This is a genomic window from Pyxidicoccus sp. M6, from assembly GCF_055568925.1.
The window spans coordinates 2,769,234-2,792,501 of the sequence record NZ_CM145714.1 but is presented as its reverse complement, the minus strand read 5'-3'; the positions used below and the strand labels follow the sequence as shown (position 1 = coordinate 2,792,501).

The window sequence follows — 23,268 nt, the reverse complement described above, 5'->3', positions numbered from 1 at the left end:
CGCCACTTCCGGGATGGCTGAATTCGTACCGCCTCCTGCCCCGGGCGATGTGGCCTCCGATGTGGCCTCCACCACCGTCGGGGCGCCTCCCTCCCGCGCGCAAGAGGCCTCCGGCTCCCCGACGGCCGCCATGGAGCTCGCGCCCGCCGCCATCGAGGTCCCCGGGAGCAGCGCGCCCCCTGCCTCGACCGCGCCGGCGGATGCGTGGCTGCGGCCCGTCGTGGTGGAGGAGCCTCCGGGCGACAGCGGCGCGAGCCCGGCGACGAGCGCCGCGCCTCCCTCCGAGGCGGCGCCCGGCTCAGGCGACGTGCGAGAGATTCCCCCGGGCCCCACCATCATCGAAACAGAGCCCCTCCGATCAGAGGCCGCGCGCAAGGAGCAGGACCTGCTCACCCTGGGCGGCCTCTACTACCAGCGGGCGGAGCTGAGCGGCTCCGAGGGAGGCCCCGGCGAGTCCATGGTGCCCGTGCTGCCCTCGCTCACGGACGTGTACCTGGATGTGAGGCCCGCCGAGCACCTGCGCGGCTTCGTGCGCGGGCGGCTCCTGTATGACCCGCTCGACAAGCAGCTCGCCACGCCACAGACGGTGCTGGACCAGTTCTGGTTCTACTTCGGGCTCCTGGACCGGGTCTTCGTCACCGTCGGGCGGCAGCAGGTCAAGTGGGGCAGCTCCCGGGTGTGGAATCCCACCGACTTCCTCCAGCCCCCCAACCCAAAGCCGCTGGACGCGGTGGACCTGCGCACCGGCGTGGACATGCTGAAGGTGAATGTGCCGTGGGAGGCGATGGCCGCCAATCTGTGGTTCGTCGTCACCGCGGACCTGACCGGGCCTGACGAGCGTCCGGTGCGCTACGGCGGAGCGGTGCGCGCGGAAGTGGCGCTTGGCCCGAGCGAGCTGGCCGCGACCGCCGCCTTCCGACAGGGCCGGCGACCGCGCTACGGGCTGGACTGGTCCCTGGGCGTGGGCCCGTTCGACCTCAACGTCGAGGCGGCGCTGCTGCGCGATACGAACGTGCGCCTGTGGGAGCGCGGCGAGGAGGGCTTCGTCGAGCGTCCCTTCGGGTCACCGAAGCTGCAGGTCAGCGGAGGGGTGACGAGCGAGCTCCGCGTGGCGGATGTCTACCGCGCCTCCATCCGACTGGAGGGCTTCTACAACGAGCTGGGGACCGATGAACGCGCCCAGCTCACCTGGCTGCGCTCCACCGAGGACTACCTGCCGCTCTTCTTCGGACGCACCTACGGCATGGCGCAGCTGAGCGTGGACCGTCGCAGTCAGTACGAGCCCCGGCTGACGCTCACCGCCCTGGCGAACCTGGGCGACCCGTCGGTGCTGGGGCGGGTCGAGTTCGAGGTGGCCGTCCTCCGGGATGTCTTCGCCCGGACCTTCGTGGAGGCCCCCCTGGGCGAGCGCGGCACCGAGTTCCGTTTCCAGCCCGACCCCACCGTGACGGAGCTGCCTCCCATGGGCACGCCCGTCTTCCGGGCCGGGCTCAGTGTCCTCATCCGGATGTGAAGTTCCCGAGCACCTGACATGACTTCGCGAACCGACCTGGACTCCCTGACTCCGGACGAGAAGCGCGCGCTGCTCCAGCGGCTGCTGACCCGCAACACTCCGTCCCCTCGGGCCGAAGACGCCAACACCGTGCGCGACCCGGGCCCGGTGCGGCGCGAGGCGGGCACGCCCGGAGCGCCGTCCTCCGCCCAGGAGCGGATGTGGTTCCTGCACCAGCTCGCACCGGGCTCCGCGGCCTACAACGTGGCGCGTGCCGTGGAGCTGTCCGGCGCGGTGGATGCTCCCGCCCTGGACAGGGCGTTGTGCCAGTTGCTGGCGCGGCACGAGGCGCTGCGCTCGGTGATGTCCGCCGCCGCGGGGCAGCCGCGGCTCGGCATCCAGGAGGTGCCCGCGCGCGTGCTGGCCCTCGAGGACCTGTCCTCCGTGCCCGAGCACGAGCAGCAGGCACTGCTGGCGCAACGACTGCGGGAGGAGGCCGCACGGCCCTTCGTGCTGGAGCAGGGGCCGCTGTACCGCTTCCACCTCTTCCGCCTGTCCGGGACACGGCACGTCTTCGCGCTGACGCTGCACCACCTGGTGGTGGATGGCTGGAGCTACAACATCCTGATGCGCGAGCTGGGCGCGCTCTACACGGCGCTCGTGCGTGGGCAGCCTCCCGCGCTGGCGCCGCTGCCCGTGGAGTATGCGGACTTCGCGACCTGGCAGCGCACGCCCGCCGCCGCGGCGAGGGAGGCGACCCACCTGGAGTACTGGCAGCGGCAGCTGGCCGGGGCGCCCCAGGTCCTGGAGCTCCCCACGGACAAGCCCCGGCCCGCGCCCCGCACGGACCAGGGCGTGCAGACCGAGCTGATGCCCCTCGCCCCACCCCTGACGCAGGCGGTGCGGGCGCTGTGCCGTGAGCGGCAGGTGACACCCTTCATGGTGTTCTACGCGGCCTTCGCCGCGCTGCTGCGGCGCTACTCGCAGCAGTCCGACTTCTGCGTGGGCACCCCCGTCGCCGGCCGCTCCCACCTGTCGCTGGAGGGAATCGTCGGCCTGTTCATCAACACCGTGGTGCTGCGCGCCCGCGTACAGCCCAAGGCGACCTTCTCCGAGGTGCTGGCCCACGCGCGCGAGACGACCCTGGCCGCGTACGCCCATCAGGAGGCGCCTTTCGAGCGTGTCATCCAGACGCTGGGCGTGGAGCGCAGCCCCGGCCACTCGCCCCTCTTCCAGGTGATGTTCGACCTGTACCGGGAAGAGGACTCGCTGGCCGGTGCCTTCCCCGGGCTGTCCGCGCGGCCGGTGCACGTCGACACCGGCACGAGTCAGTTCGACCTGTCGCTCACCCTCATCGAGAGCGCGGAGGGCTTCGGGGTGACGGTGCAGTACAGCACCGACCTGTTCGAGGCCTCCACCATCCAGCGGATGGTGGGGCACTACTTGCGGCTGCTGGAGGGGGCACTGGCCTCGCCCCAGCGGCCCCTGTCCTCGCTGGAGTTGCTGGGCGCGGAAGAGAAGGCGCAGGTGCTGCGCGCCTTCAACGACACCGCGCGCCCCTTCGACTCGCACGCCACTGTCGCCTCGCTCTGGATGGCGCAGGTGGCGCGCTCGCCGGAGGCCCTTGCCCTGCGAGTCGCCGGCAGCGACGAGGCCCTCACCTTCGCTCAACTGCACGCGCGTGCCCTGGCTTTGGCCCAGCACCTGGTGGCCCTGGGCGCGGGGCCCGAGTCCGTCATCGGCCTGTGCCTGGAGCGCTCGGCCGAAGCCGTGGTGGGCCTGCTGGCCATCCTCCTGAGTGGCTCCGGCTGCCTGCCCCTGGAGCCCAGCCATCCGCCCGAGCGCCGCGCTCTGCTGCTGCGCCGCGCCGGTGCGCGCTGCGTCCTCTCCTCACCCCACCTCTTCGCGGGCACCGAGCTGCCAGTGCCGCTGGTGCAGCCCCACCTGCTGCCCGCTGCTGCCCGGGTGGCGCTGCCCTCCGCTTCGCCCGACTCGCTCGCCTACGTCCTCTTCACCTCCGGCTCCACCGGCGAGCCCAAGGGCGTCGAGCTCTCCCACCGCAACCTCGTCCACGCTTTCGACGCCTTCGACTCCCTCTACGACACCCGTCCTGGTGACTGCTGGGCCGCCTCCAGCAGCTTCTCCTTCGACATGCACCTGGAGGATGTCCTCTTCTGCCTGACGCGCGGGGCGCGGGTGCTGCTGCGTGAGGTCGGTCCGCTGGGGCTGGGACGCGACATCACCCGGCACGGCATCACCCACGTCGTCACCACGCCTTCGTCGCTGGCGACGGTGCTGGAGGAGCCCGGGGCCCCCGAGGCCCTCCGGTCCATGAAGGTCATCGTGGTGGGTGGCGAAGCATTGCTCGAGCCACTCGTGGCGCAGTTGGCGCTGACGCGCACGGCGCTGGTCAACGCCTATGGCCCCACGGAGACGACCATCGCCGTGGTGGCGGAGCGGGTGGCGACGGGGCGGGCCGTGAGGTTGGGCGTGCCCCTGGCTCGCTCCGAAGCCTACGTGCTGGACGAGGCGGGGCAGCCGGTGCCGGTGGGCGTGCCCGGAGAGTTGTACCTGGGCGGAGAGGGCCTCTCGCGTGGCTACCGCTCCCTTCCCCACCTCACCGCGGAGCGCTTCGTCCCCCACCCCTTCTCCTCCTCCGCCGGCCAGCGCCTGTACCGCACCGGAGACCGGGTGCGCTGGAATGCCGACGGCACCCTGAGCTACCTGGGCCGCACCGACTTCCAGGTGAAGGTGCGCGGCGTGCGCGTCGAGTTGGAGGAGGTGGAGGCGGCCCTCTCGCGCCTTCCCGGCGTGCGTCAGGCGGCGGTGCTGGCCCGCTCGGCTGCAGGCACTTCCGACGTGCGCCTGGAGGCCTTCGTCCGTCTGGAGGAGGGCACCTCCTCGCACGCGGTGCTCGCCTCGCTGGCCCAGTCGCTGCCGGCGCCCATGGTGCCCTCGCGCCTTGTCGCCCTCGACTCGCTGCCCACCACCTCCAACGGCAAGGTGGACCGTGACGCGCTGGCGAAACGGCCGGTGCCTGAGGACGAGTCCGCACCGCGAGGGGAGCCTGCTCGCGGGCCGGTGGAGGAGGTGCTGGCGCAGCTCTTCTGCCAGGTGCTGGGCGTCGAGCGCGTCGGGCGCGAGGACGACTTCTTCCGCCTTGGCGGCCACTCGCTGAGCGCCGTGCGCCTCGTGGCCCGCGTGCGGCAGGCCTTCGGCGTCGAGCTGCCCCTCACCTCCCTCTTCTCCTCTCCCACCGTCGCCGGCCTGGCCTCGGCGCTCGCGGGGCTTCAGGGTGCGGCTGCTCCGCGGTTGCCTTCGCCATCGCCGAGGCCGGCGGATGCGCCACCGGTGCTGTCCTCCACCCAGGAGCGGCTGTGGTTCATCCAGCAACTCCAGCCCGACTCCAGCGCGTACCACATCCCGGAGGCCGTCGAGCTGAGGGGACCGCTCGACGTGCGCGCATTGGAAAGCGCCTTGCGCTGGATGGTGGAACGCCACCCCGTGCTGCGGCTGGCGGTGCCCTCGCACGAGGGCCAGCCCGCGCCCGTGCTGCTCCCGGTGCCCGGCCGGGTGCTGGCGCACGAGACGCCAGCCGAAGGAAGCGACGCGTCCGCGCGGCGCGACAGCTGGCTCCGCGAGGAGCTTCACCGGCCCTTCGACATGGCGCGAGGGCCGCTCTACCGCTTCGGGTTGCTCACGCTGGAGGCGGAGCACCACGTGCTGCTGCTCGTCTTCCACCACCTGCTGGTGGACGGGCTGTCGCTGTCCATCCTCGTGCGCGAGCTGGGCGAGGCGTACCGCGCCTTCCACGAGGGGCGGGCTCCCGTGCTCGCTCCCGTGAAGCTGGACTGGGCGGACGTGGCCGAGTGGCAGCGAACCGACGCCGTGCGCGCCCATGCGCAGACGCAACTGGAGTACTGGACACGCAGGCTCGACGGCGCTCCGGGGATGCTGTCGCTCCCCATCGACAGGCCCCGCCCCACCCGGCTCTCGCCGCAGGGGCGCCTCACCCAGCGGCAGCCGTTGCCACCCTCCCTGGTGAAGGCGGCGCGGGAGCTATGCCGCGAGCGGCAGGTGACACCCTTCATGGTGTTCTACGCGGCCTTCACCGCGCTGCTGCGGCGCTACTCGCAGCAGTCCGACTTCTGCGTGGGCACCCCCGTCGCTGGCCGCTCCCACCCGTCGACCGAGGACGTCGTCGGCCCCCTCGTCAACACGCTGGTGCTGCGCAATCACGTGGGCACCGGCGACTCGTTCGAGGCGCTCCTGGCCCAGGCGCGCACCACCACCCTGGAGGCGATGCTCCACCAGGACGCTCCCTTCGAGCGTGTCATCCAGGCGCTGGGCGTGGAGCGCAGCCCGGGCCACTCGCCCCTCTTCCAGGTGATGTTCGACCTGTACCAACAAGAGGACTCGCTGGCTGGTGCCTTCCCCGGTCTCTCCGCCCGGCCGGTGGAGCTGGACATCCGGACGACCCACTTCGATTTCTCGCTGACCGTCCACGCGAGCGCCCGGGGCTTCGAAGTGGCGGTGCAGTACAGCACCGACCTGTTCGAAGCCTCCACCATCCAGCGGATGGTGGGGCACTACCTGCGGCTGCTGGAAGGGGCACTGCACGCTCCGGCCACGCGCGTGGATGCGCTGCCCGTGCTGACGCCCGAGGAGCGCGAGCAGGTGCTGCGCGCCTTCAACGACACCGCGCGCCCCTTCGACTCGCACGCCACCGTCGCCTCGCTCTGGATGGCGCAGGTGGCGCGCTCGCCGGAGGCCCTCGCGCTTCGAGTGGCCGGCAGCGACGAGGCCCTCACCTTCGCCCAACTGCACACGCGCGCCCTGGCCCTGGCCCAGCACCTGGTGGCCCTGGGCGCGGGGCCCGAGTCCGTCATCGGCCTGTGCCTGGAGCGCTCGGCCGAAGCGGTGGTGGGCCTGCTGGCCATCCTCCTGAGTGGCTCCGGCTGCCTGCCCCTGGAGCCCAGCCATCCGCCCGAGCGCCGCGCTCTGCTGCTGCGCCGTGCCGGTGCGCGCTGCGTCCTCTCCTCACCCCACCTCTTCGCGGGCACCGAGCTGCCGGTGCCGCTGGTGCAACCCCACCTGCTGCCCGCTGCTGCCCGGGTGGCGCTGCCCTCCGCTTCGCCCGACTCGCTCGCCTACGTCCTCTTCACCTCCGGCTCCACCGGCGAGCCCAAGGGCGTCGAGCTCTCCCACCGCAACCTCGTCCACGCTTTCGACGCCTTCGACTCTCTCTACGACACCCGTCCTGGTGACTGCTGGGCCGCCTCCAGCAGCTTCTCCTTCGACATCCACCTCGAAGAGCTTTTCTACGCACTCACCCGGGGCGCCAGCGTCGTGCTGCGCGCCGTCGGGCCGCTGGGGCTGGGACAGGACGTCGCGCGGTATGGCGTCACCCATGTCAGCACCACGCCGTCGTCGCTGGCGACGGCGCTGGAGGAGCCCGGAGGCCCGGAGGCACTGCGCGCGCTGAAGACGCTCATCTGTGGCGGCGAGGCGCTGCCGGATGCCCTCGCGCAACAGCTCGCGTCCCGGCTGCTCAACACGTACGGCCCCACGGAGACGACCATCGCCGTGGTGGCGGAGCGGGTGGCGACGGGGCGGGCCGTGAGGTTGGGCGTGCCCCTGGCTCGCTCCGAGGCCTATGTGCTGGACGAGGCGGGGCAGCCGGTGCCGGTGGGCGTGCCCGGAGAGTTGTACCTCGGCGGAGAGGGCCTCTCGCGTGGCTACCGCTCCCTTCCCCACCTCACCGCGGAGCGCTTCGTCCCCCACCCCTTCTCCTCCTCCGCCGGCCAGCGCCTGTACCGCACCGGAGACCGGGTGCGCTGGAATGCCGACGGCACCCTGAGCTACCTGGGCCGCACCGACTTCCAGGTGAAGGTGCGCGGCGTGCGCGTCGAGTTGGAGGAGGTGGAGGCGGCCCTCTCGCGCCTTCCCGGCGTGCGTCAGGCGGCGGTGCTGGCCCGCTCGGCTGCAGGCACTTCCGACGTGCGCCTGGAGGCCTTCGTCCGTCTGGAGGAGGGCACCTCCTCGCACGCGGTGCTCGCCTCGCTGGCCCAGTCGCTGCCGGCGCCCATGGTGCCCTCGCGCCTTGTCGCCCTCGACTCGCTGCCCACCACCTCCAACGGCAAGGTGGACCGTGACGCGCTGGCGAAACGGCCGGTGCCTGAGGACGAGTCCGCACCGCGAGGGGAGCCTGCTCGCGGGCCGGTGGAGGAGGTGCTGGCGCAGCTCTTCTGCCAGGTGCTGGGCGTCGAGCGCGTCGGGCGCGAGGACGACTTCTTCCGCCTTGGCGGCCACTCGCTGAGCGCCGTGCGCCTCGTGGCCCGCGTGCGGCAGGCCTTCGGCGTCGAGCTGCCCCTCACCTCCCTCTTCTCCTCTCCCACCGTCGCCGGCCTGGCCTCGGCGCTCGCGGGACTTCAGGAGGGGGCGGCCGGACCGCTGTTGCCCGGGCCCACGCCTCGCGCCAACCCCACGGCCGAGGTGCTGTCCTTCTCGCAGGAGCGCATGTGGTTCCTGCACCAGCTCCAGCCCGACTCCGGCGCGTACCACATCCCGGAGGCCCTGGAGCTGCACGGCGCGCTGGACGTGGAGGCCCTGGAGTCCGCGCTGTGGTGGTTGGTGGAACGCCACGCCGTGCTCCGGCTGGCGGTGCCCTCGCACGAGGGCCAGCCCGCGCCCGTGCTCCTCCCGGTGCCCGGCCGGGTGTTGATGGTGGAGTCCCTGGAGGCGGACAGCTCCTCCGGCGAGGCCCTGGGGCAGCGCCTGCGACAGGAAGCCGGGCGTCCCTTCTCCATGAGCGAAGGCCCGCTGTACCGCTTCCACCTGTGGAGGCTCGCTCCCGAGCACCATGTGCTGCTGCTCGTCTTCCACCACCTGCTGGTGGATGGGCTCTCGCTCTCCGTGCTCATGCACGAGCTGGGCGAGGCCTACCGTGCCTTCCTCCAGGGACACGAGCCCGCGCTCGCACCCGTGAAGCTGGACTGGGCGGACGTGGCCGAGTGGCAGCGCACGCCCCCGCTCCAGGAGCGGGAGGCACGGCAGCGGGAGTACTGGCGCCAGCAGCTCGCGGACGCGCCGCGAATGCTCCAGCTCCCCATGGACAAGCCGCGCCCGTCCGTCCTCTCCAGCAGGGGCGGAGCCATCGAAGGGGCGCCCCTGTCCGCGGAGCTGTCGCGGGCGTTGGAGGCCTTCTGCCGGCAGCAGGGCGTGACGCCCTTCATGGTGCTGCATGCGGCCTTCGCCGAGTTGCTGCGCCGCTACTCGGGCCAGGCGGATGTCTGCGTGGCCGTGCCCGTTTCCGGCCGTTCGCACCCGGCCACCGAGGACGTGGTGGGCCTCTTCGTCAACACCGTGGTGCTGCGCACCCGCCTGCGGCCCGGTGACGATTTCGCCTCGCTGCTGACCCGGGTGCGCTCCACCGCCCTGGAGTCCTTCGCCCACCAGGACGCTCCCTTCGAGCGCGTCGTCCAGGACCTCGGCGTGCAGCGCGGCCCCGCTCATGCGCCGCTGGCCCAGGTGGCCTTCGTCTGGACCCGCGCCGCTGCCTCGCCCCACCTCGGCGGCCTCACCGTCCGCTCACGCCCCCTGCCCTCCACCACCGCCAAGTTCGACCTGACGCTGCACGTCCTCCACGACGAGGAAGCCCTCCACGTGAGCGCCGAGTACAGCAGCGACCTGTACGAGGCGGACACGGTGCGGCGGCTGCTGGGCCACTACCTGCGGCTGCTGGAAGGCGCGCTGAGCTCGCCTCTTTCGCCCCTGGCCACGCTGCCCCTGCTGACGCCCGCGGAACGCCAGCAGGTGCTGCATGACTTCAATGCCACCCAGCGTCCCTTCGACGCTCAGGCCACCTTCGTCTCCCTCTGGGACGCCCAGGTGGCCCTGCGCCCCGACGCCCTGGCGCTCGAGGTCGCCAGCTCCCACGAGGCCCTCACCTACGCCCAGTTGGACGCGCGGGCCTCGGCCCTGGCCTCACACCTCGCCGCCCTCGGTGCCGGTCCCGAGTCCGTCGTCGGCGTGTGCGTGGAGCGCTCCGCCGCGCTCCTCATCTCGCTGCTGGCCACCCTCAAGGCCGGAGCTGCGTACCTGCCGCTGGAGCCCACGCATCCTCCGGCGCGCAGGGCGGCCCTGCTGCACCAGTCCGGTGCCCGCTTCCTCGTGGCCACGGAAGGCCTCTTCCCGCAGCCTCCGCCCGTCGCGCACCTGCTCACCCCGGACTCGCACGGCCTCGTCGCCCCGCTGACTCCGCCTTCCGCCGAGCACCTCGCCCTCGTCCTCTTCACCTCCGGCACCACCGGCCAACCCAAGGCCGTGGAGCTCTCTCACCGCAACCTCTGCCACCTCTTCGCGGCCGCGGACTCCGGCTATCCCTCCCGTCCCGATGACGCCACGCTGGCCGCGGCCTCGGTGGCCTTCGATGTCCACGTGCTGGAGTTGCTCTATCCGCTGACACGCGGCGCTCGCGTGGTGCTGCGGGCCACCGGGCCCCAGGGCCTCGCGCGGGATGCGCGACAGCACGACGTCACCCACCTGCTGGCGACGCCGTCCGTGGTGCTCGCGGCCCTGGATGAAGAGGCCGGCGCCGAAGAGGCCCTGCGACATCTGTCCTGGCTGCAGCTCGGTGGAGAGCCCGCGCCGGAGGCGCTGGTGCAGCGGCTGGCCTCCGGCCCCGTCCAACTGCTCAACGGCTATGGCCCCTGCGAGGCCACGTGCCTCTCCACCCTCCACGCACTGAGGCCCGATGCGAGCTCGCGACTGGGCCGCCCGCTGCCGCGCGTGGAGGCCTACGTGCTGGACGAGGCGGGGCAGCCGGTGCCGGTGGGCGTGCCCGGAGAGTTGTACCTGGGCGGAGAGGGCCTCTCGCGTGGCTACCGCTCCCTTCCCCACCTCACCGCGGAGCGCTTCGTCCCCCACCCCTTCTCCTCCTCCGCCGGCCAGCGCCTGTACCGCACCGGAGACCGGGTGCGCTGGAATGCCGACGGCACCCTGAGCTACCTGGGCCGCACCGACTTCCAGGTGAAGGTGCGCGGCGTGCGCATCGAGTTGGAGGAGGTGGAGGCGGCCCTCTCGCGCCTTCCCGGCGTGCGTCAGGCGGCGGTGCTGGCCCGCTCGGCCCAAGGCACTTCCGACGTGCGCCTGGAGGCCTTCGTCCGCCTGGAGGAAGGCACCTCCTCGCACGCGGTGCTCGCCTCGCTGGCCCAGTCGCTGCCGGCGCCCATGGTGCCCTCGCGCCTCGTCGCCCTCGACTCGCTGCCCACCACCTCCAACGGCAAGGTGGACCGTGACGCGCTGGCGAAACGGCCGGTGCCTGAGGACGAGTCCGCACCGCGAGGGGAGCCTGCTCGCGGGCCGGTGGAGGAGGTGCTGGCGCAGTTGTTCTGCCAGGTGCTGGGCGTCGAGCGCGTCGGGCGCGAGGACGACTTCTTCCGCCTCGGTGGCCACTCGCTGAGCGCCGTGCGCCTCGTGGCCCGCGTGCGTCAGGCCTTCGGCGTCGAGTTGCCTCTCACCTCCCTCTTCTCCTTGCCCACCGTCGCAGGCCTCGCCTCGGCGCTCGCGGGCGCGGCCGGGGCCCGGGATGAGCTGCGGCCCCTCACACCCAGGCCCTCGCGCTTCCCGGCCTCGCTGGTGCAGGAGCGGCTCTGGTACGCGCTCCAGCTCCCGGAGGCCCCGCCCTATGTGGTCGGAACGTCGCTCGCGCTCGAAGGCCCGCTCGACGTCGCCGCGCTGGAGTCCGCGCTCGAAGCGGTGGTGGAGCGGAACGAGACGCTGCGGACCACCTTCGCCCAGGAAGGCGAGGCCGTCTTCGCGGTGGTCCACGGCCTGACGCGTCCCGTGCTCACCCGCACGGACCTGTCACACCTGCCCCCGGAGTCCGCGAGGACCGCCGCCCGCGCCGTCGCCGCACGCCACGTCCAGCAGCCCTTCGACGTCCGCACCGGCCCCCTGTACCGCTTCGAGCTGGCCCGCCTGGATGCCGCCGGCACCCGGCACGCGCTCGTCGTTTCGGCCAGCCACCTCGTCAACGACGGCGTGGGCACGCAGGCCCTCCTGGAGGAGCTGGCCACGGCGTACCGCGCCGCGCTCGCGCGCCAGCCGGAGCTGCTGCCCCCAGCGCCCATCCAGTACGGCGACTTCGCTCTCTGGCAGCGCCGTCCCGAGCACCTGCGCCAGCTCGACGCGAGCCTCGAGTCTTGGAAGCAGGCGCTGACCCACGCGCCGCCCGTGCTGGACCTGCCGCTCGACTTCCCGCGCCGCGCCCCGGCCCTCAACGCCAACATGCGCCCGACGCGGCTGGAGCTCGTCCCGGCGGACATGGCCGCGCTCGAGGCCCTCGCGCGACAGGAGGGCGTGTCGAGCTTCACCGCCGCGCTGGCGCTCACCCAGGCCTGGCTCCACCGGCTCACCGCCCAGCCGCACGTGGTGGTGGCCTCGCCCGTCTCCGGGCGCGTCCTGCCGCAGGTGGAGCAGCGGGTGGGCTACTTCGCCAACGTCCTGCCCCTGTGCACGGACGTCTCGGGCGCACCTTCCTTCCGCGAGCTGCTGCGCCGCGCCCACGGCGTGGTGGTGCACGCCACCGCCCACCAGGAGGTCCCCTTCAAGCGCATCGCGGATGCCGTCCAGCCCGACGCGTCCCGCGCCGCGCCGCCCCTGGCCCAGGCCCTGCTCCTGATGAACCGCTTCGGCACGCCCTCTCTCGACGGGCTCTCCGTGGCGCAGCTGCCCGACGACGGCGTCTTCCCCGCCTACGACGTGGTGGTGAGCCTCGAGTCGCGTCCCGGAGGCGGGTGGGAGGGGCTGCTCGCGACGGACAGCGCCCTCTTCACCCCCACTACGGCCGAGCGGCTGGCCCAGGCACTGGGGACACTCCTGTCCCACGCCATCCGCGCCCCGGACGCGCCGCTGTCCGCGCTCTCCCTGGTGTCCGCGCAGGAGCGCTCGCGGGTGCTGGCGGCGCTCGACGGCGGCCCCCACCCCCAGGACGTGCCGCCCGGCGCGTGCGTGCACACCCTCTTCGAGGCCCAGGTGCACCGCACCCCGCACGCGCCCGCCGTGGCCCGGGACGGAATCACCTGGAGCTACGCGGAGCTGAATGCCCGCGCCAACCTGCTGGCCGCGCACCTGCTCGCGCAGGGCCTGCGTCCCGAGGAGCGCGTGGGCATCATCATGGAGCCCTCCAACCAGGGCATGGCCGCGCTCCTGGGCATCCTCAAGGCGGGCGGCACCTACGTACCGCTGGACGCGGGCTGGCCGGAGGCTCGCAAGCACACGGTGCTGGAGCGCGCGGGCGTGCGGCGGCTGTGGGTGGACGCCGAGGCCCTGTCCACGCATTACGACTTCGCGCCCGTGGTGGAAGTGCCCCCGTGCCCGGAGCACGTGGCGGAGGACCTCGGGCCCGGGCCGCGAGCGGTGACGGACTCGCAGCTGGCGTACATCGTCTTCACCTCCGGCTCCACCGGCGAGCCCAAGGGCGTCATGGTGGAGCACCGCTCGGTGGTGAACCACAACGTCGCCCTGGCCCGGCGCTTCGGCCTGAAGCCCGGAGACCGGATGCTTCAGTTCGCGCCGCTCAGCTTCGATGCCGCCGCGGAGGACCTCTACCCGCCGCTCGTGGTGGGCGCGACGGTGGTGATGCGCAGCGGGCTGGTGCCCGCGCACGCCATGACGCCGTACCTGGAGGAGACGGACATCACCGTCATCAGCCTGCCGCCCACGTACATCGAGGAGTGGATTCGGCAGATGGAGGCCCACGGCCAGCGCGTGCCACCCCGGCTGCGGCTGCTGGCCCCCGGCGGCGACGTCCTCAAGCGGGAGACCTTCGAGGCCTGGGTGCGCGTGGGCGGCGGCCACGCGCCCTGGCTCAACGTCTACGGCCCCACCGAGTGCACGATTACGTCCGCCACCTGCGACATCCCCGGCGCGGAGGGCCTGGGCACCGACGCCACCTTTCCCATCGGCCGGCCCATTTCGCGCGTCCGCTTCTACCTCCTGGACGAGGCCCTGGCGCCGGTGCTGCCCGGCCTGCCGGGCCGCGTGTTCATCGGCGGGGCCGCGCCCTCCCGCGGCTACCTGGGCGCGCCGCACCTCACCGCCGAGCGCTTCATCCCGGACCCCTTCTCCGCCGAGCCGGGCGCGCGCATGTACCACACGGGAGACCTGGCCCGGCTGCTGCCGGACGGACGGCTGCGCTTCCTCGGCCGCTCGGACCACCAGGTGAAGATTCGCGGCTTCCGCGTCGAGCTGTCGGAAATCGAGGCATGCCTGCGGCGCTTCCCCCGCGTGGAGGAGGCCGTGGTGGTGGTCCGCCAGGCCTCCACCGCCACGCAGCAGCTCGCCGCCTACGTGCAGGCCCCGCCGGACGCCGTCACTCCGGACGCGCTGCGGGCCCACGCGGCCGCGCAGCTGCCCGCGTACATGGTGCCCGCGTCCCTCGTCGTCATGGAGCAACTGCCCGTCAACGCCAACGGCAAGGTGGACCGCCACGCGCTGCCGGACCCGGAGGCGGTGCCCGCCGCGCCCCAGGCGCCGAAGGGCGAAATCCTGTCGGCGCTGGCCTTCCGCTCCACGCTGGAGCTGCGGCTGTTGCGCCTGTGGCGCGAGGTGCTGCGCAAGCCGGAGCTGGGCCCCGGCGACGACTTCTTCCAGCACGGCGGCGACTCGCTGCTGGGCATGCGGCTGCTGGGGCGCATGGAGGAGGAGTTCGGGATGCCCATTCCCCTGGCCACCCTCTTCCAATACCCCGTGCTGAGAGAGGCCGCGGACGCGCTCAGGGAGCTGCTGGCGCAGGGCCCTCCCACGTCCAGCGTGGTGAGGCTGTCCGGGCCGGACGTGCCGGCGGAGGCCCCGGCCCTCTTCCTCTTCCACGCTGGTGACGGCGAGCTGCACCACTACCGCCACCTGGTGCCGCGGCTCGAACCCCACCTGCGCTGCTACGGCGTGCAGGCGCCGGAGACGCTGTCGCAGCCCGGCTACGCCACCTTCGAGGAGCGCATCGCGGCGTACACACGGGACGTCCGCGCCGTGCAGCCGCACGGGCCCTACCGGCTCGCCGGCTTCTCCTACGGAGGCTATCCGGCGGTGGGCGTCGCCGCCGCGCTCGAGGCCGCGGGCGAGGAGGTGCAGGTGCTGGCCCTCGTCGAGGCCATCACCGTCCGCGCGGTGAATGCCGTGGAGCCCACGCCCCTTCCGCCCGTCCTGCAGGTGGCGGAGATGTTGGGGGTGCTCGACGGTGGACTGGAGCGCGAGCTGGCCCTGTTGGACGACGCGGGCGCCCGGTGGGAGCACCTGGCCACCCGCGCCCGCGAGAGCGGCAACCTGGCGCTCCACTTCACTGGAGGAGACCTCGCGCACATGTGGCATCTCATCGGCGAGCTCCTGGTGCCGCAGGTGCGCGGCTGGAGCATGCCGTCCGTGCGCTCGCGGCTCCTGCTCTTCCGCGCCGAGGGTTCGCCCGCCCAGGACGAGACGCTGGGCTGGAGCGAGGAGATGCCGCGTGAGCGCATCGACCTGGTCGTCCTGCCGGGCGGGCATTCCTCCGTCCTGAGGCCGCCCTTCGTGGACGCGATGGCGGCACGGCTCCTGGCCCGGTGCCGCGGCGGAGGGTGACGGGCGGGCCGCCTTGCGCGGGAGGTGCTACCGCAGGCGGCCCTCCAGCCACGACTTGGTGAAGATGTTGGGGCTCAAGGGCCCGAGCTGCACGTCCTCGTAGCGGACGACGAGCTGCGTGCCCTCCTCCTCCTCCATCTCGAAGACCTCGCGGTAGTGGAGAACGGGCTGCTGGTTGGCGGGGTCCTTCAGCCGCTGGTAGGTGCGGATGACGTCCGTGCGCAGCACCCGCCCGGAGGGCGCGTAGCCCACGCGCTTGACGATGTTGAGGTCCCGGTCCAGCCACAGGCGCAGCCGGGGGAAGCTCACATCGGCTTCCTGCCGCGCGGTGAGCAGCAGCTTGCGGTAGCGCGTGCCCTGGAGGGTCTCCTCGCCCTCGTCGACGGCGGTGTAGTCCTCGGCCAGCCGCGAGCGGTCGAAGTCCCCCTCGCAGGCGATGGTGCCCACGATGTTGGCCCGCCGCGTGGTGCGCTCCCAGTGGCCGAGGGCGGCGTTGTACTCCCAGAGGTTCTTCCCGATGCGCAGGTACCCGCTGCCCGCCATGTTGCGCGGCTGGGTGACGAGCATCATGAAGTTCTGCGTCGAGTCGCGGCGGTAGACCTGCATCTCGAAGACGCGCTCGACGCCGTCCTTGCGCGTCTCCCGGATGCGGACGACGCCCCGGTAGTCACTCTGCATGGCCATTCGCGCGTCCACCTGGCGCAGCAGCGCGTCCGGGGAAGGGGGAGACTCCGCCGCGCCGGCCAGCACCGGCAGGAGCAGGGCCACGACGACGAGCGACGGCTTCAGGACGCGCAGGCGCATCAGAGGGACTCCATGGCGGACCGCGGTGAATGAGCGGCGGCGCGCGCCGCCGGGATGATGGAGGCCAGGGCGGCCCCCACGGTGGCCAGCAGCACGGCGGCCACCACGTGGCCGGGCGACGGCGCCAGCGGCAGGGTGCCGCTGAAGAGGAAGCCCCCGAGCGCTTCCGGCAGGGGGATGGCGTCGCGCAGCAGCACGCACAGGCCCACCGACACGGCGGCCCCCACCCCGGAGGACACCGCGCCCAGCAGCATCCCCTCCAGAATGAACAGGCCCACCACCGAGCGGCGCTGCATTCCCACCGCGCGCAGCGTGCCAATCTCCCGCGTCCGCTCGCGCACGGCGACGCTCAGGGACATGAACAGGCCCATCATCACCACCACCAGGAAGATGGCGCCCAGCAGCGCGGTCAGCGCGGCCAGCCCCGCGGCGATGAAGTCGAGGAAGGCGGACTCGTCCTCCCACGTCGTCACGTCCAGCCGCTGGCCCGCCCAGCCCTCGCGCAGCAGCGGAGCGAGCTTGTCGCCATAGGCCTCGTGGGAGGGGGGCAGCACCGCGAACCCCGCCTGCTTCAGCGACTCGCGCAGCCGGTCCGCCAGCGCGTCCACGTCCAGCCCTTCGCCGGACGCGCCGCCGCACGCCACCTGCAACACGCCCGCGGAGCCCGGCCGGTACCCGTCCAGTTCCCGCAGCGTGGCGTTGGAGACGAGCAGGCCCGCGCTCTCACCGAGCAGGCCGGAGCGCTCCGTCACCGCCACCACCTCCACGTCGAGCGCGTTGCGCTGGCCGGCCACCGTCCGGGTGAAGAGCGTCGTGATGTCCCCGACGCCCACGTGCAGCCGCCCGGCCAGCTGGGTGGACAGGGCCACCGTGCGCGGCCGCGCTAGCGCCTGAAGCGCGCCCTCCTTCACCTTGAAGCGGTTCAGGGCCGCGCCCTCGCCCGCCACGTCCAGCGCCACCACGTAGGAGCGCACCCGGTGGCGGCCCGCGCCGGCGGTGGCATGTCCGCGGCCCCGCTCGCGCAGGCTGCACTCCGCCGGAACCAGCGGCTCCACCACGGCGCGCACCCGCACCGCGTCCCCCACCACCGGGGAGATGGTGTCGGGGTGGACCTTGAAGAAGCCGCCCACGTTGAGCTCGCCGCTGAGGAACGTCGTCACCACGTCCCGCTGGCTCGCGGCCACCCCCGCGCTCAGGGCCATCACCCCCACCAGCGCCGCGCTGGCGGCGGCGATGACGGCGAAGAGCAGCAGGCCCTGCTCTCGGCGGAGGAACAGGTTGCGCAGCGCGATGCCCGCCAGTGAAAGCATTCGTCAGTCCTCCCTCTGGCGCATGGCCACCACGGGTGTCACCGCGCCGCCACGCCAGGCGGGAAGCCACGCGGCCACCAGCACCACCCCCGTGACGACCAGCCCCACCAGCGCCGCATGCCACGCCTCCTGCTGGGGCTGCAGCACCGCCCCGCCGAGGAAGAACTGCAGGGACTCATCGCGGATGGCCAGGCCCTGCCCCACCAGGCCGCGCAGCAGCAGCGTCCCCGCCCCCAGGCCCAGCGCGCTCCCGGCCACGCCGAGCACCAGCGCCTCCAGCAGCAGCCCGAGAAAGACGTCGCGGCGCTGCATGCCCACCGCGCGCAGGGTGCCCACCTCGCCCACGCGCTCGCGGACCAGGAGCAGCATCGTGCCCGAGGACATCCCCAGCACGAACAGGCCCATCAGCGCGCCGAGCGCCACCAGCAACAACTGTGTCATCCCCACCATGCCGGTGACGAAGCCGCCCACCTCGCGCCAGCCCGCCGTCGCCAGGGGAAGGCCCTTCGCCGTGGCGAGCGCGCCGATGCGCCCGGCCACCACCTCGGGGTCCGCGCCCGGCTTCAGCACGAGGGCGGCATGGAGGATGCCGTCCTCCAGGTCCTCCGGTGAGAATGTCGGTGGCGGCCCGGTGCGCTCGAAGACGGGCGCGGGGGCCTCGGCCGCCGCGGGGGTGGGCTCCACGTCCACCACCTGCGGCGGGGCAATGGCGTCCGGCGACAGCTTCTCCGGTGCCACCGTCATCCCCAGCGAGGACACCAGGGCCCGCGCCTCCTCCACCTCCATGCGGGTGGGCCGGCCCGACAGGTGGCGCACCGTGGCCAGGTCCAGCAGCGACGCGCCGTTGGCCTGGCTGCCGTCGCCCCCCAGGCCGTGGAAGCGGTACGTGCCCCACACCTTCACCGGAACGCCCGAGGCGTCATCCAGCGTGCCCCGCAGCACCAGCGTGTCCCCCGGCCGGATGAGGTGGAGCGGAAGGTGCGGGGCCAGCTCCGCGTAGAAGGCCTGGAAGCGCGCGTCGAAGTTGTCGTCGTCCAGCGCCCAGAAGGCCTTCAACAGCTCCTCGAGCTCCCCGGTGCGGGCCAGCACCCGCGCCAGCGCGGCCCGCAGCGCCGTGGCCCGCTCCACGTCCAGCCGCGACAGCAGGTCCGGCACCTCCGCGAGGCTGCGCTCGCACAGCGTGGCCAGCCGTGAGTCGCCCGCGAAGGTGGCGCCACGCTCCCGCTCGCGCTTCAGCTCGTCCAGCCGCGCGGCCATGGGCAGCTTGAAGGACTGCTCGTACGCGCCCTGCCCCAGCAGCATGCCCCGCGCGCCCGGCGGCGGGAGCTGCCCGGAGACGAGCTCGAAGCGGGCGAACATCTTCGCGAAGCGCGGCAGGTCCGTGCCCACATAGTCGAGGTAGATGGACTCGCCCTCTCCCGCCTGCTTGGCCACGCGGTTCTCCAGGAACTCCAGCGCGGGCAGGGGCTCGGCCGCGAAGCGCTCCCAGAAGGCGGGGGACACCGCCTCCTCCAGCGCGCGCAGGTCCTCCTCGGCCTCGGGGCCGGAGGTGAAGGCCTCTGCCCGTCGCCCCGCGTCATGGGCCACGCGCTCCAGCGTGCGCCGCAGGTCCTCCGCCAGCCGCGCCAGTCGCGCGCTCCGCTCGGGAGAGGCCGGCTCGCGGGTGACGGCGCGCACCGAGGCCAGCTTCTCGTCGAGGTAGTTGCCGCGGAACACCTGGCCCGCCCCCACCTCCAGCGGCACGACCTCGTCCACGCCCTCCACCTCGCGCAGGAGGCGCTCGGTGGCGCCGAAGTCCGGCAGCGGCACGAGCTGCGGCGCGCCCCCAGGCCCCAGCGACATCTGCGGCCCTTCCGGAGAGGTGGAGTTGTAGACCTGGAGATGGCCCGCGCCGCTCTCAATCATGCTGCGGCGCGTCCCGTCATAGATGCTGCCCACCAGGGCCAGCCCCAGCGTGAGCAGGGCCGCCATGAAGGCCGCGAGCAGGCCGACCAGCCAGCTCCTCGGGCGGGAGCGCACGCTCTGCAGGGCGAAGTGGAGGAGCATCACCTGGGAAGACCTGGATGAGGGGCGTGTCGGGGGAGTCGGGAGTGTAGGGACGCGGCTCGAGCGAAGACAAGCGCCCGAGGCCTCAGTCCGCCTGGAGCACGCGCAGCAGCAGGCCCACCTGCGCGTCGGAGAGCTGCGACACATCCACCTGCGCCGGGTCCACCACGCGCCGCACGTGCGCGGCCAGCTTCGCGACGGAGGAGTGCTCGAAGAGCACCGTCACCGGCAGTCGCAGCCCGGTGCGCTCCTGGATGCGGGAGAGCACGCGGGTGGCCTGCAGCGAGCTGCCGCCCAGCGAGAAGAAGTCCGTGTGCGCGCCCATCACCGCCACGCCCAGCACGTCGCGGAACGCCTCCGCCACCACCTCCTCCATCGGCCCCGTGGGAGCGCGTCCCGCGTTGCCCGCGAGCTCCTCGCGGAGCGCCTCCCGGTCCACCTGCCCCGCGGGCCCTCGCGGCAGCGCGGGCAGCACGTGCACCACCGCGCCCTCCACCTCCGAGGGTGGCGGGGCGCCGGAGCCCGCCTCGACGTAGACGTGGGGCTGCTCCAGAGGCTCCCCCGCGCCCAGTCCCACGGGGCGCCACGGCACCGCCGTGCCCTCCACCCCCGCCAGCACGTGCGCCAGCCCCGACTCCACCGCCAGGCCGAGCATCGCCAGTGCCTGGGGCACCTCCAGCACGCGGTACCCCGGAGGCGAAGCCGTCAGCCCGCGCGCCATGCCTGTGTCGCGCACGGAGCTGAAGGACACCGCCACCGCGGGCCGGCCCTCCGCCGCGAGGGCCTCCGCGAAGCGGGCCGTGAAGCCGGTGGCGGCGCAGTAGCCCGCGTGCAGGCCCGCGCCCACCGTCCCCATCAGCGACGAGGCGAGGACCAGCGGCGCCTCCGGCCGCTCCCGCAGCGCCTCGGCGAGCCGCACGGCGCCCAGCACGTGCGCCTTCGCGGCGCTCGCGATGGAGGCCGGCGTCTCCTCCTGGAGGGGCCGCGATTCGAGCGTCCCCGCGAAGTGGAAGACGCCGTCGATGGCGCGGCCGAAGTGCGCCTCGGCCGCACGCAGCGCCTCCTGGAGCGCTGCCGCGTCGGTGACGTCCACGGGCCGGTACAGGGCGTCGCCCAGCTCGCGCTCGAGCGCCTCGGCGGAGGCGTCGCGCGCCCTGCGCCCCAACAACAGCAGGCGCGCGCCCAGGGCCCGCCGCAGGTGGCGCGCCCAGGCCTGCCCCAGGCCGCCCAGCGCCCCCGTCACCGCGTAGAGGCCGCCCTGTCGCAGCCTCCGGGGCGCTTCCACGGGCGCGGGCGACCAGGGCGCGTAGGCGCGCTCGCGGCGCTGCCCCTCCTGCCACGACACCTCGCGCGCCGCGCTCGCGCCCCGCAGCTCCACGGCCACCGCGCGGGCGGCCTCGCGAACGTCGTGCGGCACCCAGACGAGCGACGTCTCCAGGCCGGGCACCTCCGCCGCCACCGAGGCGAGCAGGCCCGGCACGAGCAGGCCCACCGCCTCCGCGGGCCGGGCTCCCGCCGGGTGGGGGACTGCGGCGCGCAGTCGCACGGGCGACTCCAGCGCCCGGACGCACGCGAGCAGCGGCGCCACCGCGGCTTCCAGTGCGTCCATGTCCAAGGTGTCGCGGCCCCGGCTCGCCACGTAGACCACGTCCTGCACGCGCGGCTCCCGAGCGAGGAGGGCGCGCACCGCCGCCCCGGCCTCCGGGCCCGGCACCACGTGCCGCACCTCGCGACCGGGCAGCGCTTCGCGCAGGGCCGCCGCCCAGGCCTCGCTTCCCACCACCAGCACCCCGCCCTCCCGCGCTCCCGTCGGAAGCAGGGGCCGCGGGAGCCACCGGGGCACCGCCAGGCAGGGCGGCAGCGCGAAGGGGCCTCCCAGGAGCCGCTCCGCCACGCGGCGCTCCGCGGCCAGGTCTCCCGACTCGAGCCGCCGGCGCAGCTCGGTGCGCCCGCGCTTGCCCAGCTCCGTGCGCGGCACCTGTTGGCGGGCGAGCGGCACGAGCCACGCGACGTGCAGGCCCAGCCTCCGCCCCACGGCGTCGCGGATGGCGTGCAGCAGTGACTCCAGCGGCGGCGCGTCCGGCGTGGGGACGAAGAAGACGACGACCTCGTCCGTCTGCGCCCAGCCCATGCGCGTGGGGCAGGCCACGGAGTACGTCGGCAGGACGCCCGGCACCTCCTCCACCACCGCCTCTATCTCCTGGGGATAGATGTTGTTGCCGTTGATGATGAGGACCTCCTTCTCGCGCCCGGTGATGGCCATCTGGTCGCCGCGCACGAGCGCGAGGTCGCCCGTGCGGAACCAGCCATCGGCGGTGAAGGAGCGGGCGTTGAGCTCCGGGTCATCCAGGTAGCCGCCCAGCACGGCGGCGCCGCGCACCTGCAGGTGCCCCACCGTCTCCCGCGGGACGAGCGCGTCCGCGTCGTCCACCACGCGCAGGGCCGAGCCCGCCGGCGGCGGCCCCAGCTCCACATACGACTCCTCCCCCGCCGTCCTCACCCCCCGCGTCTGTGTGAAGTAGGAGGTGGTCTCCGCCATGCCCCAGCCGGGGCACACCGCGTCCTGCCGCAGCCCGTCCCGCGCGAGCCCGTCCGTGAAGCGCCGGAGCGTCCGCGCGACGAGGGGCTCTCCCCCGCAGCTGAGCACCCGCACGCGGGACAAGTCCCAGGCGCGGCGCTCCCCGCGCTCCAGCCGGTCCGCCACCAGCCCGAACGCGAAGTTGGGCGCCCAGCTATGGGTGCCTCCAAACTCGGTGAGCAGGTCCATCCACCGCAGCACGTCCGCCAGCACGTAATCCCGGGCCACCAGCACGTGCGAGGTGCGGGCCCGCACGCAGAGCAGGTGCGAGTAGGCGAGCCCCGCCACGTGGTCCAGCGGCATCCAGCTCATCCCCACGTCCCGTGGCGTGTACCAGCCCGCCGCCATCATCGAGTCGCACATGGCCAGCAGGTTGTCGTGCGTGAGCACCACGCCCTTGGGCAGCCCGGTGCTCCCGGAGGTGAAGGACATCAGCGCCGGTGCGCCGGACTCGGCCTCCCAGGGCTGCTCCTCCCCGCTCCCCTCCAGCGATGCGAGCGCGACGGCCCGAAGCCCGGCGGCCTCCAGGGCGCCCGTGGCCGCGGCGGTGGTGAGGACGAGCGGCCCGCCCAGCCGCTGCGCCACGGACACCACGCGCGCGAAGGTGGGGTGCGAGCGCTCCAGCGACGCGGGCCAGGCCAGCGGGGCCGGCACCACGCCGCCCAGCGTGCACGCCCAGAAGGCGCGGATGGCGTCCACGGGCCGCTCCGTCACCAGGACGGCCCGGTCCCCCGGCTTCAGCCCGAGCCCCCGCATGCCACTCCACAGCCGCAGCGCGTCGCGCCACAGGTCCGCGAACCGCAGCACCTCACGCCGGCCGTCCACGTCGAGGAAGGTGACGGTGCCCTCCGGGTGGAGCGCTACCGCCCTGCGCAGCATGGCCCCCAGCGTCCGGGGCTCGCCCTCGGGCCGGCACGCGGGCCCGCCGTCGAGGAGCGAGGGCAGCGCCGTCCCGGCACCGGAGGACGCCACGCGGGGCGCTGGCACGGTGGAGGCCGGCCGCGCCCGAGGCAGCAGCGCGGCGGGGAGCAATTCATCGAGCGGCGTGTGTCGCTCGTCCCGCACCCGGGGACCTGCCATCGCCACCGCCTCGTGGCCGGCCTGCCGCAGCCGCGACTCCAACCGCTCGAGGGCAGCGGGCGTGGGAGGCCGCAGCCGTGAGAGGGCCCCGAGGTCCACCTCGCCCGAGTCCAGGCGGGGAATGGCGTCGAGCAACGCGACGCCCGGCGCGGCCTCGCCCAGGTGCTCGCGCAGAAGCGCGTCCAGCACGTCGGCGCGGACCGCGCGGCGCGGCACCACCCACGCCGTGGCGGACGCGCCTTCCGCGACGATGCAGACGTCCTGGACGCGGGCGTCTCCGCGGAGGAGTTGCTCGGCATCCAGGGCGACGTTCGTTGGAGGGGCCATGCCGCCATCGTACC

6 protein-coding genes are annotated in these 23,268 nt (G+C 73.6%); 2 read left to right on the top strand and 4 right to left on the bottom strand.

From position 1 onward, the window contains the following. The first annotated feature begins 13 nt into the window (after window positions 1–13). Entirely contained in the window at window positions 14–1,513 is a 1,500-nt protein-coding gene (locus ACVTJA_RS11565) for a hypothetical protein (RefSeq protein ID WP_465836409.1), read from the top strand. Between the two features lie 18 nt (window positions 1,514–1,531). Continuing rightward, the gene (locus tag ACVTJA_RS11560; RefSeq protein ID WP_465836407.1) at window positions 1,532–15,109 is read left to right on the top strand and encodes an amino acid adenylation domain-containing protein; all 13,578 of its coding nucleotides are present in this window, start codon (window positions 1,532–1,534) and stop codon (window positions 15,107–15,109) included. Window positions 15,110–15,136: 27 nt separating this feature from the next. Here ACVTJA_RS11560 and ACVTJA_RS11555 read toward each other — a convergent pair whose 3' ends face one another. From ACVTJA_RS11555 to ACVTJA_RS11540, 4 genes are all read right to left on the bottom strand, one after another. Continuing rightward, window positions 15,137–15,913 (bottom strand): outer membrane lipoprotein-sorting protein, encoded by a 777-nt coding sequence (locus ACVTJA_RS11555; RefSeq protein ID WP_465836406.1) that lies wholly within the window; start codon window positions 15,911–15,913, stop codon window positions 15,137–15,139. After that, window positions 15,913–17,223, bottom strand: a complete 1,311-nt coding sequence (locus ACVTJA_RS11550; RefSeq protein ID WP_465836404.1) for an ABC transporter permease — start codon at window positions 17,221–17,223, stop codon at window positions 15,913–15,915. Before ACVTJA_RS11550 ends, ACVTJA_RS11555 begins: the two co-directional genes overlap by 1 nt. Window positions 17,224–17,226: 3 nt before the next feature. Beyond that, window positions 17,227–19,269, bottom strand: a complete 2,043-nt coding sequence (locus tag ACVTJA_RS11545; RefSeq protein ID WP_465836402.1) for an FtsX-like permease family protein — start codon at window positions 19,267–19,269, stop codon at window positions 17,227–17,229. Window positions 19,270–19,354: 85 nt separating this feature from the next. Then, complete coding sequence (locus ACVTJA_RS11540; protein ID WP_465836400.1) at window positions 19,355–23,254, bottom strand: SDR family NAD(P)-dependent oxidoreductase; 3,900 nt, start codon at window positions 23,252–23,254, stop codon at window positions 19,355–19,357. Window positions 23,255–23,268 lie beyond the last annotated feature (14 nt).